The following is a 14,995-nucleotide window of genomic DNA, read 5'->3' as shown; positions in this document are numbered from 1 at the left end:
TTTGGCGTTCCCATATTCCGATAAATTTTGTCAGATTTCGAATAAAAACGAAAGGCAAAAGCTAAATTATCCCAAAAATCAGCATCGCTCAGTTCACAGAACTGAAACAATTAAGCGAAGAAACGCGTCATCTGTTGACAGTGTGTTTCAGAAACATGGGCTGGCTTCTTGTTCAAAAATCACAATATTTTGCATGAGATTTTCCCAAGCGCTGCAATAAGTTTGCAGCACAGAATCGCTGTAAAAACAGGACACTGATGATGAGCAATAGTTATATCGCCGCCCTTAAGAAGCGTCGTACACAATACGCACTCGGCAAAAACCTTCCCCTCTCCCAGGATGCGACTGCCGAGCTGATCCGCGAAGCAATTAAGCATTCGCCATCCTCCTTCAATTCGCAAAGCTCGCGCGCTATTGTTCTTTTTGGTGCTGAGAGCGACAAACTCTGGAACATCGCCAAGGAAGAGCTCCGCAAAATCGTTCCTGCTGATGCTTTTGAGCAGACCGAAGCCAAAATCAACAGCTTTGCTGCTGGCGCAGGCACTGTGTTGTTCTTTGAAGACCAGAATGTCGTTAAGGGCCTTCAGGAGAACTTTGCACTCTATGCAGACAATTTCCCGGTTTGGTCGGAACAGGCTGGCGGCATGGCACAGCTTTCGGTTTGGTCGGCACTTGCCAATGCAGACATCGGTGCAAGCCTCCAGCATTACAATCCGCTGATCGACGCCGAAGTTGCCAAGACCTGGGATATTCCATCGTCATGGAAGCTGCGTGCGCAGATGCCATTTGGCTCGAATGAGCAGGCTTTTGGCGACAAAGCTTTTATGGATGATGGCGAACGCTTCAAGATATTCGCATAATACATTGCTATTGATTTATGAAACGGCTGGAATTTTCCAGCCGTTTTTATTTTACGGCTAAATATCTCCCGCCATTGTGCCCCCTTTAAAAACGGAATCTAATACTTCCACGTTCAGGAGAGTCGTCACCGGAACGAGTTGGGAATTGATGAGCATGTCCGAACAACGGACGTGATCTCCAGGGGAAAACACATGAAATTCGGAACTACATTACCTGTTATTGCTTGGCAGAATGGGACACTCACCACCAGACTGATGCGTACGTCCATTCCTGCGGCGCTGGCATTCGCTCTTTGCCTGTCAGCCTCACCAAAGGCCGTGGAAGCCGCTACGCCAGCCGACACGCTCGTCATTGCGATGAGTATCGATGATATTATTTCGCTCGATCCAGCAGAAATCTTTGAAATCACTACGTCTGAAATGCTGACCAGCACTTATGAACGACTGGTGACGACAGACACGAAAGATCCAACCAAGATCATACCACAGATCGCCGAGAGCTGGACTTTCTCCGACGATGGCAAATCGATCACGTTCAAAATTCGCGATGGCCTAAAATTTGCCTCCGGCAACCCTATTACGGCGCATGATGCCGCCTATTCGCTCCAACGCGCAATCAAGCTCGACAAGAGCCCTGCATTTATTCTGAGCCAGTTTGGCATCACTGCTGAAAACGTCGACCAAAACGTCGTTGCAACCGATGACAAGACATTCGTTTTCACGACCGGCAAGGCCTTTGCGCCAAGTTTCGTCATGAACTGTTTGACCTCCAGCGTCGCATCGATTGTCGATAGCAAACTGGTCAAGGAACATGAACAGAAGACCGAGAAGACGGACACGTATGCTTATGATACGGACTTCGGTTATGACTGGCTGAAGAATAATTACGCTGGGTCTGGGCCATTCGCTTTGAAGCAATGGCGCGCCAATGAAGTTATGCTTCTGGAGCAAAACGAGAATTATTCTGACACCAAGCCGGCCATGAAGCGCGTTATCTATCGTCACGTGAAGGAAGGCGTGTCGCAGCGTCTTCTGCTACAGGCTGGAGATATCGACATTGCGCGCAATCTCGAACCGGGTGACATTGAAGAACTTGGCAAGGATGCCAAGTTCAGCGTTATCAACGCTCCAAAGGGCCGCATTTATTACCTTAGCGCGAACCAGAATGTGCCGGAACTAGCCAAGCCTGAAGTGCGTCAAGCACTGAAGTATCTGATTGATTACGATACGATTGAAGCAACCCTGATCAAAGGAATTGGCCGCAAGCATCAATCCTTCTTGCCGGTCGGCATGTTTGGTGCAGTCGATGACAAACCTTTCAAGTATGATGTTGAGAAAGCAAAGGAATTGCTTGAAAAAGCAGGGCTAAAAGATGGCTTGAGCATCACGCTTGATGTTCGTAACAACCAGCCATACGTTGGCATTGCTGAAAGCATCCAGCAAACCATGGCCAAGGCCGGGGTCAGTGTTGAAATCCTACAAGGCGATGGCAAGCTTACGACCACCAAAGTTCGTGCCCGCAAGCATCAGCTTGCATTGGGTATTTGGGGTCCAGATTATTGGGACCCACACACCAACGCCGTCACATTCACTAACAATCCGAATAACGGTGATGAGGTAAATTTGCGGACAACCGCCTGGCAGGCTTCATGGGATATTCCAGAACTGACCGCCGAAACCATGGCAGCGGCAGAGGAACGTGATACGACCAAGCGTGAAGCCATGTATCATGATCTTCAAAAGAAATTTCAGGAAGATAGCCCGATAACGGTCATTTATCAGCAGATCGAAACGGCTGTGACGGTTTCAAACGTTCACAACTTCGATATGGTCGCCGATGCGAACTATGTTGCGACCGTAACAAAAGACTAAAAAGTAAAAGCCGAGTGGATTAGAGTATCGATCGGAATCAATAGATCGGTACTCTAACACTTTTCGGGATGCGCTCTGACCCCGTCTTTTCTCTACTGATCAAAACTGAAAGACGGCAACTGCTCGAGCGCCGACTTCAGCGCTTCAGACCAACTTTCCGAAACCGTCTGATAATAAGGGTCGCTTGCTTCAAAGCGCCTGTGTTCGCCGAGCTCGAGGCTGTCGGTCTCATAAATCTGCATATCAAGCGGCAGCCCTACCGAGAGATTTGCCTTCAATGTCGAGTCAAAAGAAACGAGCAGCAGCTTGACCGCTTCCTCGAAACTCATTGTCTCCTGATAAGCGCGCACCAAAATTGGCTTGCCGTACTTGTTCTCACCAATCTGAAAAAATGGCGTATCGACCGAGCTTTCGATGAAGTTGCCTTCGGGATAAATATAGAAGAGCCGAGGCTGTCCGCCTTTGATCTGCCCGCCCAGAATGAACGATGCGCCAAATGCGTCCGCACTCTGCCCGCCTGTTGCCGAGTTCGTAATGACTTCCTTGACCGTATCGCCAATGAGACGTGCCACCTGAAACATGGAGGGTGCGTCGAATATTGACGGGTGCCTGTCCTCTGGCGCCTTCATGCGCTCTTCAAGCAGGCTCGCAACGGCTTGTGTGGTAGCGAGATTACCCGCCGATAAAAGCACAATCACACGTTCGCCAGCTTTGTTCCAGCTACGCATCTTCGAGAATGTCGAGATATTATCGAGGCCTGCATTCGTCCTTGTATCGGACATAAACACAAGGCCGCGATCAATTTTCATTCCAACGCAATAAGTCATCAGCAGTTTCCGGCATGCAATTTATAATCATAGAGCATTTCCAGCAAAAGTGCGCAGCGGTTTTGCGTAGGACAATGCGACAAAACAAACACTTAGAGCATTACTTCTCATTCAGTCATGAAGCACAATGTTCTTAACAATCACTGCCCTACATTGATGTGGACCGCAAGGCTTTCAACAGCGCCTCCAAGCCTTACCCCGGAAATTGGCGCTGCATCGCGATAATCAAGCCCCGTTGCCAGACGAACATACCGATCATTTGGGCAGACATTATTGGCAGCATCAAACCCTACCCAGCCAAGTCCATCGATATGCGCCTCTGTCCATGCATGGCTCGCGGTTTGCTCATCGATGCCTTCCATTAACAGATAGCCGGACACATAGCGGGCCGGAATTTTAAGCAATCGCGCTGCAGAGAGAAAGATATGACTGTGGTCCTGACAAACGCCCCTACCCGCCTCGAGTGCACTTTCTGCATTGGTCGCGACGCTAGTCGTGCCAGGCATATAGGCAACTGCAGTATGAACTGAATTCATCAGTTCATGTAACAATGCAAGACGTTCCTTATCTTTCGGCAGATCACCAGAAAGTGCGCGGATGCGATCGCCGGGCATCGTCAGGTGGGTTTCGCGTTCAAACAGCCACAGAGGCGCATAGCCATACACTGGACCCAGAACGCCAACACGATCTTCCACTTCAACATTGCCGCTCGCGGTAATGATGATCTCGTTCACATTGCGGGCATGCTGGACAAGATCGGTCTTGTTGCCGAAGCCATCGATATAGGAAACTTCAGGCTCGCCGCCTTCAATCTTAAGTTCCCAGTGTTTGACCACTTGGCCGGGTAAAGTCGGCGGGCGCAGCCGCAACCGCTGAACCGCATAGGGAACCGGGTTTTCATATCGATAATGCGAAACATGCCGGATATTGAGCAACAAGCAATCACCTCAATAAAAATTATAGGTTTCAGCGATCTCGTTGCCGAGCCGGTTGTTGCGGGAAATGAAATCAGTCAGGAACTCATGTAAACCGACATCGAAAATTGCACCAATCTCCTGATTTTGCAGGGTTGCATAGATTTTCTCGCCCGTCTGGTGACAAACAGCGCTATCGCCATAATCCTTGGCTAGATAGTTCAAATGTCCGTTAATGCTCTGATAGCAATAATTGAGCGATCGCGGCATACGCCCATTGAGGATCAGATAGTCCGCGACATGCGCAGGACGATAGTCACCATCATAAACCCAGCGATACGACCGATGTGCTGAGACTGATCGGAGAATCGACTCCCACTGATAATTGTCCAGCGTGGTTCCGACATAAGAAACAGCCGGCAGGAGCACATAATATTTCACATCGAGAATACGTGCCGTATTGTCTGCGCGTTCGATAAAAGTGCCGAGCCCCGCAAAATCGAAGATCTCGTTACGCAGCATCGTCCCGTGAAACGCACCGCGGATCAGTGCTGTCTCGCGTTTGATCTGATCGAGCAGCGGCGGTAAATCGGCTTCTTTCAATGGCTTACAGAGCGACTTTTTAAGGACCATCCACGCTTCATTGACGCTTTCCCACGCTTCGCGAGTTAGTGCAGTTCGCACCATACGTCCATTGGAACGTGCGTTTTCTATGCAGGACATGACGCTTGACGGATTATCCATATCCCGAAGCAGAAAGTCAGCGACGTTTGCAGCATTATAAGCGTGATATTTCGCCGAGAACGTCTGGCTTGCGCCTGCCGATACCACCACAGAAGACCACTCTTCCGGTGCATCCGATGTTTTTGTAAGTGCCATACGCAATCCCGCATCAACCAGACGCGCCATGTTTTCAGCGCGCTCGATATAGCGGAACATCCAGTAAAGCCCGTTTGCCGTACGGCCAAGAAGCATAAATTCATTCCCCTTCAACACGCTCCGGTCTTATCGCCGGTTTTGATGCGCAATTCCAAAAACTATTATCTTATACCAAAGTTCATTGAGTAAGACTCATCGGACTTTGATTAAGCCCGTGTGGCGATTGAACATTTTCAAGGCGTGATGCGTCAGCATCTTAGCACCTTGGTATTAGAGCGGGCCGAGTTAAGACTGAATCATTAGAACCGCTCTTACTATTTGTTTTTGCGCCTTTTCCCACACAAAACCGCTTCGCACTTTTGCTGGAAATGCTTTAGTCGTCGAGTACCCAAGTGTCCTTTGTGCCGCCGCCCTGACTGGAGTTCACAACGAGCGAGCCTTCCTTCAGCGCCACACGCGTCAATCCGCCGGGTGTGATGCGAATGCGGTCTGACACCAGTACGAACGGCCTAAGATCGACGTGGCGTGGAGCAAGGCCGCTTTCAGTGAAGATCGGTGTCGTTGAAAGTGCTAATGTCGGCTGCGCAATATAGTTCCGAGGACGGGCTTTCAGTTTCTCCGCAAAAGTGTCGCGTTCAGCCTTGGTCGCGGCCGGGCCGACTAGCATGCCGTAGCCCCCTGAGCCATGCACTTCCTTGACGACAAGATCGGCAAGATTATCGAGCACATAGGCCAGACTGTCAGGCTCTGAACAGCGCCAGGTCGGAACGTTTTCCAAAATAGCCTTGCGACCGGTATAAAACTCAATGATCTCGGGCATATAAGAGTAGATCGCTTTATCGTCGGCAATTCCTGTGCCCGGCGCATTGGCGATTGTGATGTTTCCAGCGCGATAGACATCCATGATGCCTGCGACGCCAAGCGTGGAATCTGGTCTGAATGTTAGTGGATCAAGATAATCATCGTCGACACGACGATAAAGCACATCGATGGCGCGATAGCCTTTCGTAGTGCGCATGGCGACACGCCCATCCACAACGCGCAGGTCACTCCCCTCTACAAGTTCCACGCCCATTTGATCTGCCAGAAAGGCGTGCTCGAAATAGGCCGAGTTGTAGATGCCAGGTGTCAACACTGCCACCGTTGGCACACCTTGCGTTCCGGGTGGTGCCACACTTGCGAGTGATTGGCGCAGCAATTGCGGATAGTTCTCGACTGGGCGAACCTTCACATTCTGAAACAACTCTGGGAACAGTTGCATCATAGTTTCGCGGTTTTCCAGCATATAGGAAACACCGGAAGGTGTTCGCGCATTGTCTTCAAGCACATAGAATTGGTTTTCAGCCGTGCGCACGATATCGACGCCGATAATGTGCGTATAGACATTTCCGGGTGGGCGAAACCCGATCATTTCCGGAAGAAATGCTTCATTATTGGTAATGAGTTCTCTTGGGATACGCCCTGCCCGGACGATTTCCTGTCGATGATAGATATCGTCCAGAAAAGCATTGAGCGCCATCACGCGCTGCTCGATGCCTTGTGAAAGTCGTCGCCATTCCTGACCTGAAATAATACGCGGAATGATATCGAATGGGATCAGACGTTCCGCTGCGTCTTCATCGCCATAAACCGCAAATGTGATGCCTGTCTTGCGAAAGACGCTTTCAGCATCCTGCGTTTTCTGCAGAAGTTTGTGTTGATCCTGCTGGTCGAGCCACTGCTTGAGAAATTCGTAAGGTTGGCGGACACTCCCGCCATGATTGAGCATCTCATCGAATGGCTTCACTGAATTCCCCTTCTTTTCGCTAATATTCAGCTTCAAATCAGGGAAATGCAAGTGTGCATATCATGCAAAAGCGCAAGGCTGGGTTGCGCAATTTCGTCGCGACAGCGGCTTAACGATAGTTTCTAATCCCGCGCAACTGGTATTCAGCGCTGGATTTCAGCCGGGACGATGGGCTTTGACAACCGCCGGATCGGTCTCGATGCGACCTGCTCCGATTAAATCAAGGCAATAAGGCACAGCCGGGAAAATGGCCTGTAAGGTCATTGCGATGGATACAGGTTTACCCGGCAGATTGAGTATGAAGCTCTTGCCGCGACTGCCAGCGGTCTGACGTGAGAGTATTGCCGTTGGTGTTTGCTCGAGGCTTGCGCGACGCATCTGTTCGCCAAAACCCGGCAACTCTTTATGTAAAACAGCATTCATTGCTTCCGGTGTTTCGTCACGTGGACTAGGACCTGTGCCACCTGTGGTCAGGATCAAATCGCATCCAATATTGTCTGCGAGATCGATCAGCGTATCACGCACAGATTCCATGCCGTCCGGAATGACGCATTTGATGATTTCATAGGGCGTTACAATCGCGCTTTTTAGCCAAGATTCGATTGCCGGACCGCTCAAATCTTCGTATTCGCCGCGGCTTGCACGGTCAGAAACTGTAACGACGCCGATTTTCACTATCGCATCCTCTTCATTTGGCTTTTGTCTTGGCTTATATCGTTGTATCTCAGGCTTGTGAAGGTTTGGCTTCCAGGCGGAGGCATCACGAAAACAGTTGAACAAATCCGCTTTAAAATGCTGTTGCTTTCCTTTGAAATTCGAGCTTCAATCAAATAATTTAGGGGGAGAATACCATGCCATTCAAAGGCAGCCAATATCACGGAACGTTCACGCCCGAGGACTTGCAGTTGATGCAAGCCGCCTATAATCGAAGCTGTGCTTTGTTGGAGCGTTGTCCAACCACGCATGAGGCCAAAAACGATCTAGCACGTGCCATTATCAGGACATTTCAATCCGGCGAGTGCGACCCAGAGAAAATTGCTGCAATCGCAGCGCGAGTAGAGCATATGCGCAGTTGAAACCAGTTACTGAATGTAAACTATCCCTATGTATGGTAGTAAAGCGTTCAGATTTACTAAGGACATGCTTTTAGAACGCATCCCGAAAAGTGTGAAACGGTTTTCGGTAAGATGCGTGTTAAGACAAGTGAGTGGAGCGCCGGTCTGGTGTAATCAGATCGATAAGCGCTCTAAACTATCGTCAAGGTTATGAAATTCGGTCAATCACGACCAAACTGCGAATGAAATGATATGCCGTTTTCGAGAGATTATTATTTTAAGCGTTTCAAGCCCGCTGAACTGGAACAGTTGCAGGCGGCCTTTATAGAGACGTGTCAACGTTTAGGGCGTTGCCCGATAACCTCTCCTCAGAAAGATGAAATGGCGCGAGAAATCATTCAGATTTATGAATGTGGTATTTCAAATCCTGACAAAATTGCCGATCTCATGATGCAAATTGAAAGCGTGAAGCCAAAGCCGTTTGCAGAACAGGTCTTTGAGCAGGATTTTGATCGCACCGCGAAAACCGCCTGACATTTCTGCTAAAAATCTGGAAATTTATCTGACATTCAACAGGTGGAAACCTTCCTCTCTTAAGTAATATATTATATTAATAACATAACATATTGTTTTAGTTTCATAATAGTTGCTCCCATCACAGTCACTCGCTCATGCGCCCTTAAGTCTTTCGTAAACTTTGGATTCAGCTTTGTGCGGTAATCTTTGGTTAGCAATTTGCTCGGGAGGAGCGTTGCGAGTTTTGGTGGATGGCATTTCTGCAACCTTTTTTGGTCTGGCTGTAGAGCGCCTGAGTTTTGTGTACGGGTATCATGCGTTTTTCAGTTGTGTCAGCAATTGCCCTTGCCTGCACCGCTCTGGCGGGTTGCACGTCAAGTTCCGGCATCGACAGTCTCATGCCGCAGCCATCTGCTGAGCTGACCAGCTCCGTGGTCCGGCCATCTGCACCTGTGATAGAAACAGCGAGGGCGTCGCAATCGATGCCCGCCGCCCCGCAGGAAGAAGTTCTTGCTTGGGCCGGTCCCGTTCCCGATGCAGGCCCGTTTAAAACCGAGCCTCCCGCTCCCTTGACGCAGCGCCCTGAACAAAGGGTGGCGGCGCCTATTTCAGTTCCCAAGCCAGAAGTTGCCGCCTATCCGCCTGTGCGTCTTGCACCTCAGCAACGTTCGCGCGTCTATAGCCAGCGCTTCCGGGATGCAAAGCCAATCAACTTCGGAAGCGTATCGCCGCGTAGGCACGCCGTACACGGTGTCGACGTCTCGCGCTGGCAAGGTAATATTGACTGGGCTACGTTGCGCCAGAATGGTGCTAACTTCGCATATATTAAAGCAACGGACGGTGGTGATCATCTCGATCCGATGTTCCGCAAGAATTGGCGCGATGCAAAGGCAGCAGGCCTGAAGCGCGGCGCTTATCACTTCTTCTATTGGTGCCGCGTCGCAAGCCAGCAGGCCGATTGGTTTATCCGCAACGTGCCGGTCGATCCTGACGCATTGCCACCTGTTATCGACGTGGAATGGAATGGTGATTCATCCTGCAAGCGCCGCCCATCTCCGGCACAGGTACGCGAAAAGATGCAGGTCTTTATGGATGCACTTGAGCGCCATTACGGTAAGCGACCGGTTATCTACACGGCACCAGATTTCTATGATGATAATCTCAAAGGTGCATTCACGGATTATCCGTTCTGGCTGCGTGCGGTGGCCCAGCATCCATCAAAAGTCTACCCCGGCCGTCGCTGGGTCTTCTGGCAGTATTCTGGCTCAGGCTTGTCTCAGGGCGTTAATGGTAAGATCGATTTGAACGTCTTCCATGGCAGCGAAGAGCAATGGCACAAATGGGTTGACCGCTTCGCCAGTCAATCTTGATATTTAGAAAGCTAATCCCCGCGAGGGGATTAGCTTTTTTTGTTTAGGACTTGCCGATATTTTCGAGGTCATAAGGCGTTGACTGGTACATCTCATTGATCCAGTTGCCAAAAAGCAGATGCGCGTGGCCACGCCAGCAGTTCTGTGGCTTACGGCTGACATCATCATTTGGAAAATAATTGGCAGGCGGTGGTGTTTCCGGTTGAAGCTGGATATCCCGGAAATACTCATCTGCAAGCGATGTCGTATCATATTCAACATGGTTGAACATGTGTAGCGCGCGATGCTGCGGATCTTCCAGCAAGCACAGGCCGCTTTCTGGACTGTCAACCAGAACCCTCAGGCTGCTTTCTGACGGGATGTCGTCTTTGCGCACTTCTGTCCACCGAGAGACTGGGATTGCGAAGTCATCTGAGAAACCGCGCAAATAAGGCGAAGACGGTGCCAAATTCTGCTGGCTGTAAACACCGGAGGCTTTACCGGGCAGATCATATTTACTCATGCCGTGAAAATGATGCACAGCAGCTTGCGCAGCCCAGCAGATATTCAGCGTGCGATGAACATGCGTCTGCGTCCAGTCGAAAACGCGCTGCATCTCATCCCAATAAGTGACTTCCTCAAATGGCATGCGTTCAACTGGCGCGCCCGTAATGACAAAGCCATCAAAGCGCTCATCACGCACCTCTTCCCATGGACGGTAGAAGGAAAGCATGTGGTCGGCTGACGTGTGACGTGCAACGTGATTGGTTATGCGCACGAGCGTTAGTTCGAGTTGTAGCGGGGTAGCCCCCAGCAGCCGCGCAATCTGCGTTTCTGTCGTCGCTTTATTCGGCATCAGATTAAGAAGGCCAATTTTCAACGGCCTGATATCCTGACGGATAGCATCCGCCTCACGCATGACCATAACGCCCTCGGCTTCGAGAACACTGGTTGCGGGCAGATCGTCAGGAATTTTAATAGGCATGTCGCGTCGGTCCTTCTTTATATCAGAGCAGACGCGCGTGGCTTTATCCGTATACTTGCCGGTTGGCCACATCCTTCCTTTTTTAAGGAAGTACCACCTTGCCCGGAAAGGCAGGTTGGCGTTGGGCGTCGCCCCAACTCTTGATGTGACGCTACTTCTACTCAAACTGATGCGCGCTGACAAGAGTGTTTAAACACTCGCCACTCCAACACTGCGGAATTTTATTCTGTTCACTCACGTAATGAAGGCGGTCAGATCGCCCTTAAAGAGCCAAAGACGAAAAGAACTGTCTTTTCAATGCAAATGATGAGCTCCGAGTGGAAAGCATCACAATCGATACGTTCTGGGAACCAGCCGTCATTTCGCGCGTTTTTCCTTTATCCGGCGGATATGTTAAACTGGCGGAAAAGGGAGGGAAAAATGAGCAATATTATTTTCTGGATGGCGCTTGTCATTCTGCCGATTCTGGCAGGAACAGCTTTCGCCTATCTTCGTCATATGCATCACGGCGATGATTTTTAAGACGGTCCTTTAATGATGAGGCTAACTAACTGGCTTGACGAAATAGATTGATATCAACATTACTAGGCAATGCCAGAAGTTCGCGACGTCCCGTTTGAAACCACGCTTCTTGTGCGTGACACTTGTTTATGTCTGCATGTACAGCGTGCAGCACGCGCACTTGCGCGCTTTTTTGATGAGGAGCTGCGCCCATCGGGCTTGAATAACGGGCAATTCTCGCTGCTCATGTCACTCAATCGCCCTAGCCCACCTCCTATGAAACCAGTGGCTGAGCTTCTCGCCATGGATCAGACCACCCTCACCGCAGCACTAAAACCCTTGCAGCGAAATGGCTGGGTCGAAGTTGTCGTTAATCCGAAAGATCGTCGCGAGCGGCTTCTTGTTCTAACATCTGAAGGACAATCAGTGCTTGCCTCTGCCGTTCCTATCTGGATGGCAGCGCATGCGAAACTTGAAAACACTTTTCCCGGCAATAAGCTTGAGTTATTTCGTCAAGAATTAGTTTCACTTTGCCGTTAGTCTCTTTACCATCCACCTGATAGCGTTAGTTTGCAAAGCACGACTATCTTTTGACGAGCGTGAACAGGCTTCACGCCAAATGCAGGTGTAAAATCTCAATGAGCGGACCGGATACCCCCCATATCCTCGTCGTTGGTGCAGGCTTTGGTGGCCTGCAATTTATCCATGATCTGAAAAGCGCGAATGTTCGCATTACGCTTGTCGATCAACGCAATCATCATCTTTTCCAGCCGCTGCTTTATCAGGTTGCGACAACAATCCTCGCCACGTCTGAAATTGCCTGGCCAATCCGCCACCTTTTTCGGGATCGCAAGGATGTCACAACCTTACTCGGCACAGTTGTCGGTGTGGATACTGCGGCACAAAAAGTGCAACTCGAAAACGGTGAGGAAATTGCTTACGACACACTCGTGCTCGCAACGGGCGCGCGCCACGCTTATTTTGGCAATGATCGTTGGGAAAAAGTTGCTCCGGGTCTGAAAGCGCTGGAGGACGCCACGACCATTCGCCGCCGTTTACTTCTCGCATTTGAGCGTGCGGAGCGCGAGACTGATCCTGCGAAGCAACAGGCATTGCTAACATTCTCGGTGGTTGGTGGGGGACCGACCGGCGTTGAATTGGCGGGCATTATTGCAGAGCTCGCCAAGCAAACCATGTGGCCGGAATTTCGCAATATCGACACGCGGCAAGCACGCATTCTGCTTGTTGAGGCGGGACCACGTATTCTGGCGGCGTTCCCCGAAGATCTTTCGACTTACGCGCAAAACGCATTGCAGAAGATTGGTGTTGAAGTCCGTCTCGGCGTGCCCGTCAAGGAAATCACCGAAGACGGAGTGACCGTTGGTGAAGAGTTCATCCCTTGCAAAACAGCCATTTGGGCTGCTGGTGTTGCGGCATCACCTGCAGCGGTATGGTTGGGCGCTGAAAGCGACCGCGCTGGCCGCGTTCGCGTTCTACCCGACCTGACCGTAGCTGGTCATGAAAACATCTTCGTGATTGGCGATACGGCGTGGGTTGAAGGTCCGGACGGAAAACCTGTCCCGGGTATTGCTCCGGCGGCCAAGCAGCAGGGAGCCTATGTTGCGAAGGTCATTCGCAGCCGCACGTCGGGAAAGGCAATTCCAGCGCCATTTCGCTATCGCCACCAAGGAAATCTTGCGACCATCGGTCGTGGTGCGGCTGTGGTCGATATGGGACGCATCAAACTAACCGGTGCAATTGCTTGGTGGGTATGGGGTATTGCCCATATCTTCTTCCTGATTGGTACGCGAAGCCGAGCCGCTGTTGCATGGAGTTGGCTCTGGACCTTCATATCAGGCCAACACAGTGCGCGCCTGATTACGCAAGGCAAAGCCGCAGAAGACAATAAATGAAACAAAACGGCCCGCCAAAAGCGGGCCGTTTCTGTTGCCTGAGATATTACTCTGCAGGTTGCAAAACCAGTTCGCCCACTGGCTCCGGTTCTATGACTATCGGTTTGCCATTCATCGCGGCATTAAGACGCTCGACATCCAGTTCGTTTTCCCAACGCGCGACCACGATGGTCGCAACTGCATTGCCGACAAGATTGGTCAGTGCACGGCATTCCGACATAAAGCGGTCGATACCCAGGATCAACGCCATACCGGCAACTGGAACCGCAGGAACAACAGAAAGCGTGGCTGCAAGAGTGATGAAGCCAGCACCGGTGATGCCCGCTGCACCCTTAGAACTCAACATAGCCACAAGAAGCAGCAGAATCTGGTCGGTTAGCGAGAGTGGAATATCTGTCGCCTGCGCGATGAACAGTGCTGCAAGCGTCATGTAGATATTCGTGCCATCAAGGTTGAACGAGTAGCCAGTTGGAATAACGAGGCCAACGACGGAGCGCTTGCAACCTGCCTTTTCCATTTTGTCCATGAGGCTCGGCAACGCGGCTTCCGAAGAAGATGTACCAAGAACCAGCAGGAGCTCTTCCTTGATGTAGCGAATGAGCGCAATGATCGAGAACCCGTTATAGCGAGCAACAGCACCCAACACCACGAGTACGAACAACAATGCCGTGATGTAGAATGTAGCGATGAGCATTGCCAGATTGGCAATAGACCCGATGCCATATTTGCCGATTGTGAATGCCATTGCGCCGAAGGCACCAATTGGCGCAGCTTTCATCAGGATCGAAACCAACTTGAAAACGGGTGCAGTCAGCATCTGCAGGAAGTCTGTAACTGGCTTGCCTTTATCGCCAACCATGGCAAGAGAGACGCCGAACAGGACCGAGAAAAACAGAACCTGAAGAATGTCTCCTGAAGCGAATGCGCCAACGATTGTGGTTGGTATGATGTTGGACAGGAAGCCGCTGATCGTCTGTTCATGCGCCTTTTCGGCGTAATTTGCGACCGCGCTTGGATCAAGCGAGGCCGGATCAATATGCATACCTGCGCCCGGCTGCACAACATTGGCAACGATGAGACCAATGATCAGTGCCAGTGTGGAAAACGTCAGGAAGTAGATCATGGCCTTACCGGCCACGCGCCCGACTTTCTTCATGTCGGTCATACCGGCAATGCCGGTTGCTACCGTCAGGAAGATCACCGGAGCGATGATCATCTTCACGAGCTTGATAAAGGCATCGCCCAAAGGCTTCAAAGAGGTGCCAAGCTCAGGATAGAAATGTCCAAGCAAAATACCTGCAGCAATCGCGAACAGAACCTGCACATAAAGTTGCTTATAAAATGGGATTGGGCGGCGTGGTTCAGCCACAGCGCCATTCGGTACGGCAATCATGATGTCCTCCGTTTGGCTCTATCTGGATCCCGTCCAGCCTCCCGAGCCTTTCGTCCTCTTGTTCAGCGGCCCTCGCCGCCGCTCACATCATGATTTGCAAGGACTATGCCAGTTTTCATTAGGTGATTAATATATTGAAATATAA

Annotated in this window: 14 protein-coding genes and 1 riboswitch; of the genes, 7 read left to right on the top strand and 7 right to left on the bottom strand. The window is 50.7% G+C overall.

The genetic code is table 11. From position 1 onward, the window contains the following. The first annotated feature begins 260 nt into the window (after nt 1-260). Both CES85_RS02025 and CES85_RS02020 read left to right on the top strand, forming a co-directional pair. Complete coding sequence (locus CES85_RS02025; protein ID WP_095445660.1) at nt 261-860, top strand: nitroreductase family protein; 600 nt, start codon at nt 261-263, stop codon at nt 858-860. A gap of 192 nt (nt 861-1,052) precedes the next feature. Beyond that, nucleotides 1,053-2,732, top strand: a complete 1,680-nt coding sequence (locus CES85_RS02020) for an ABC transporter substrate-binding protein (RefSeq protein WP_095444402.1) — start codon at nt 1,053-1,055, stop codon at nt 2,730-2,732. A 92-nt stretch (nt 2,733-2,824) separates the two neighbouring features. Here CES85_RS02020 and CES85_RS02015 read toward each other — a convergent pair whose 3' ends face one another. The 5 genes from CES85_RS02015 to mog form a co-directional block, all read right to left on the bottom strand. Then, nucleotides 2,825-3,559 (bottom strand): proteasome-type protease, encoded by a 735-nt coding sequence (locus tag CES85_RS02015; protein WP_095444401.1) that lies wholly within the window; start codon nt 3,557-3,559, stop codon nt 2,825-2,827. A 140-nt stretch (nt 3,560-3,699) separates the two neighbouring features. Beyond that, nucleotides 3,700-4,497 (bottom strand): transglutaminase family protein, encoded by a 798-nt coding sequence (locus CES85_RS02010; protein ID WP_095444400.1) that lies wholly within the window; start codon nt 4,495-4,497, stop codon nt 3,700-3,702. Between the two features lie 9 nt (nt 4,498-4,506). Continuing rightward, nucleotides 4,507-5,448, bottom strand: coding sequence for an alpha-E domain-containing protein (locus CES85_RS02005; RefSeq protein WP_095444399.1), 942 nt, complete (start codon nt 5,446-5,448; stop codon nt 4,507-4,509). A gap of 277 nt (nt 5,449-5,725) precedes the next feature. Further along, entirely contained in the window at nt 5,726-7,138 is a 1,413-nt protein-coding gene (locus CES85_RS02000) for a circularly permuted type 2 ATP-grasp protein (RefSeq protein WP_095445659.1), read from the bottom strand. Between the two features lie 156 nt (nt 7,139-7,294). Continuing rightward, on the bottom strand, nt 7,295-7,813 hold the full coding sequence (gene mog / locus CES85_RS01995) for a molybdopterin adenylyltransferase (protein WP_095445658.1): 519 nt from the start codon (nt 7,811-7,813) through the stop codon (nt 7,295-7,297). Nucleotides 7,814-7,989: 176 nt separating this feature from the next. On the opposite strand from mog, the gene CES85_RS01990 reads away from it, so the two are divergent. The 3 genes from CES85_RS01990 (at nt 7,990) to CES85_RS01980 (ending at nt 10,079) form a co-directional block, all read left to right on the top strand. Beyond that, nucleotides 7,990-8,214 (top strand): hypothetical protein, encoded by a 225-nt coding sequence (locus CES85_RS01990; RefSeq protein WP_095444398.1) that lies wholly within the window; start codon nt 7,990-7,992, stop codon nt 8,212-8,214. Between the two features lie 231 nt (nt 8,215-8,445). Continuing rightward, nucleotides 8,446-8,727, top strand: coding sequence for a hypothetical protein (locus CES85_RS01985; protein ID WP_095444397.1), 282 nt, complete (start codon nt 8,446-8,448; stop codon nt 8,725-8,727). 296 nt (nt 8,728-9,023) lie between these two features. Further along, nucleotides 9,024-10,079, top strand: a complete 1,056-nt coding sequence (locus tag CES85_RS01980) for a glycoside hydrolase family 25 protein (RefSeq protein WP_095444396.1) — start codon at nt 9,024-9,026, stop codon at nt 10,077-10,079. Between the two features lie 43 nt (nt 10,080-10,122). On the opposite strand, the gene CES85_RS01975 is transcribed toward CES85_RS01980, so the two are convergent. Further along, nucleotides 10,123-11,043: a homoserine O-succinyltransferase gene (locus tag CES85_RS01975; RefSeq protein ID WP_095445657.1), complete on the bottom strand. Its 921-nt coding sequence runs from the start codon at nt 11,041-11,043 to the stop codon at nt 10,123-10,125. A 41-nt stretch (nt 11,044-11,084) separates the two neighbouring features. Further along, nucleotides 11,085-11,195: riboswitch (SAM-I-IV-variant riboswitch) on the bottom strand. Nucleotides 11,196-11,634: 439 nt separating this feature from the next. Here CES85_RS01975 and CES85_RS01965 point away from each other — a divergent pair. Together CES85_RS01965 and CES85_RS01960 are read left to right on the top strand one after the other, a co-directional pair. Next, entirely contained in the window at nt 11,635-12,084 is a 450-nt protein-coding gene (locus tag CES85_RS01965) for a MarR family winged helix-turn-helix transcriptional regulator (protein ID WP_095444394.1), read from the top strand. A 98-nt stretch (nt 12,085-12,182) separates the two neighbouring features. Next, nucleotides 12,183-13,457, top strand: a complete 1,275-nt coding sequence (locus CES85_RS01960) for an NAD(P)/FAD-dependent oxidoreductase (protein ID WP_095444393.1) — start codon at nt 12,183-12,185, stop codon at nt 13,455-13,457. Between the two features lie 46 nt (nt 13,458-13,503). Here the strand turns inward: CES85_RS01960 and CES85_RS01955 are convergent, their stop codons facing one another. Then, nucleotides 13,504-14,850: a dicarboxylate/amino acid:cation symporter gene (locus CES85_RS01955; protein WP_095444392.1), complete on the bottom strand. Its 1,347-nt coding sequence runs from the start codon at nt 14,848-14,850 to the stop codon at nt 13,504-13,506. Nucleotides 14,851-14,995 lie beyond the last annotated feature (145 nt).

The organism is Ochrobactrum quorumnocens, from assembly GCF_002278035.1.
GTDB lineage: Bacteria > Pseudomonadota > Alphaproteobacteria > Rhizobiales > Rhizobiaceae > Brucella > Brucella quorumnocens.
Note: the sequence above shows the minus strand (reverse complement) of the source record. Positions and strands in the feature narration are given on the sequence as shown.

What these genes read in the sequence shown, in the direction of transcription:
- CES85_RS02025 (WP_095445660.1), top strand. Translation starts at nt 261, where the DNA reads ATGAGCAATAGTTATATCGCCGCCCTTAAGAAGCGTCGTACACAATAC.
- CES85_RS02020 (WP_095444402.1), top strand. Translation starts at nt 1,053, where the DNA reads ATGAAATTCGGAACTACATTACCTGTTATTGCTTGGCAGAATGGGACA.
- CES85_RS02015 (WP_095444401.1), bottom strand. Translation starts at nt 3,559, where the DNA reads ATGACTTATTGCGTTGGAATGAAAATTGATCGCGGCCTTGTGTTTATG.
- CES85_RS02005 (WP_095444399.1), bottom strand. Translation starts at nt 5,448, where the DNA reads ATGCTTCTTGGCCGTACGGCAAACGGGCTTTACTGGATGTTCCGCTAT.
- CES85_RS01990 (WP_095444398.1), top strand. Translation starts at nt 7,990, where the DNA reads ATGCCATTCAAAGGCAGCCAATATCACGGAACGTTCACGCCCGAGGAC.
- CES85_RS01985 (WP_095444397.1), top strand. Translation starts at nt 8,446, where the DNA reads ATGCCGTTTTCGAGAGATTATTATTTTAAGCGTTTCAAGCCCGCTGAA.
- CES85_RS01980 (WP_095444396.1), top strand. Translation starts at nt 9,024, where the DNA reads ATGCGTTTTTCAGTTGTGTCAGCAATTGCCCTTGCCTGCACCGCTCTG.
- CES85_RS01975 (WP_095445657.1), bottom strand. Translation starts at nt 11,043, where the DNA reads ATGCCTATTAAAATTCCTGACGATCTGCCCGCAACCAGTGTTCTCGAA.
- CES85_RS01965 (WP_095444394.1), top strand. Translation starts at nt 11,635, where the DNA reads ATGCCAGAAGTTCGCGACGTCCCGTTTGAAACCACGCTTCTTGTGCGT.
- CES85_RS01960 (WP_095444393.1), top strand. Translation starts at nt 12,183, where the DNA reads ATGAGCGGACCGGATACCCCCCATATCCTCGTCGTTGGTGCAGGCTTT.
- CES85_RS01955 (WP_095444392.1), bottom strand. Translation starts at nt 14,850, where the DNA reads ATGATTGCCGTACCGAATGGCGCTGTGGCTGAACCACGCCGCCCAATC.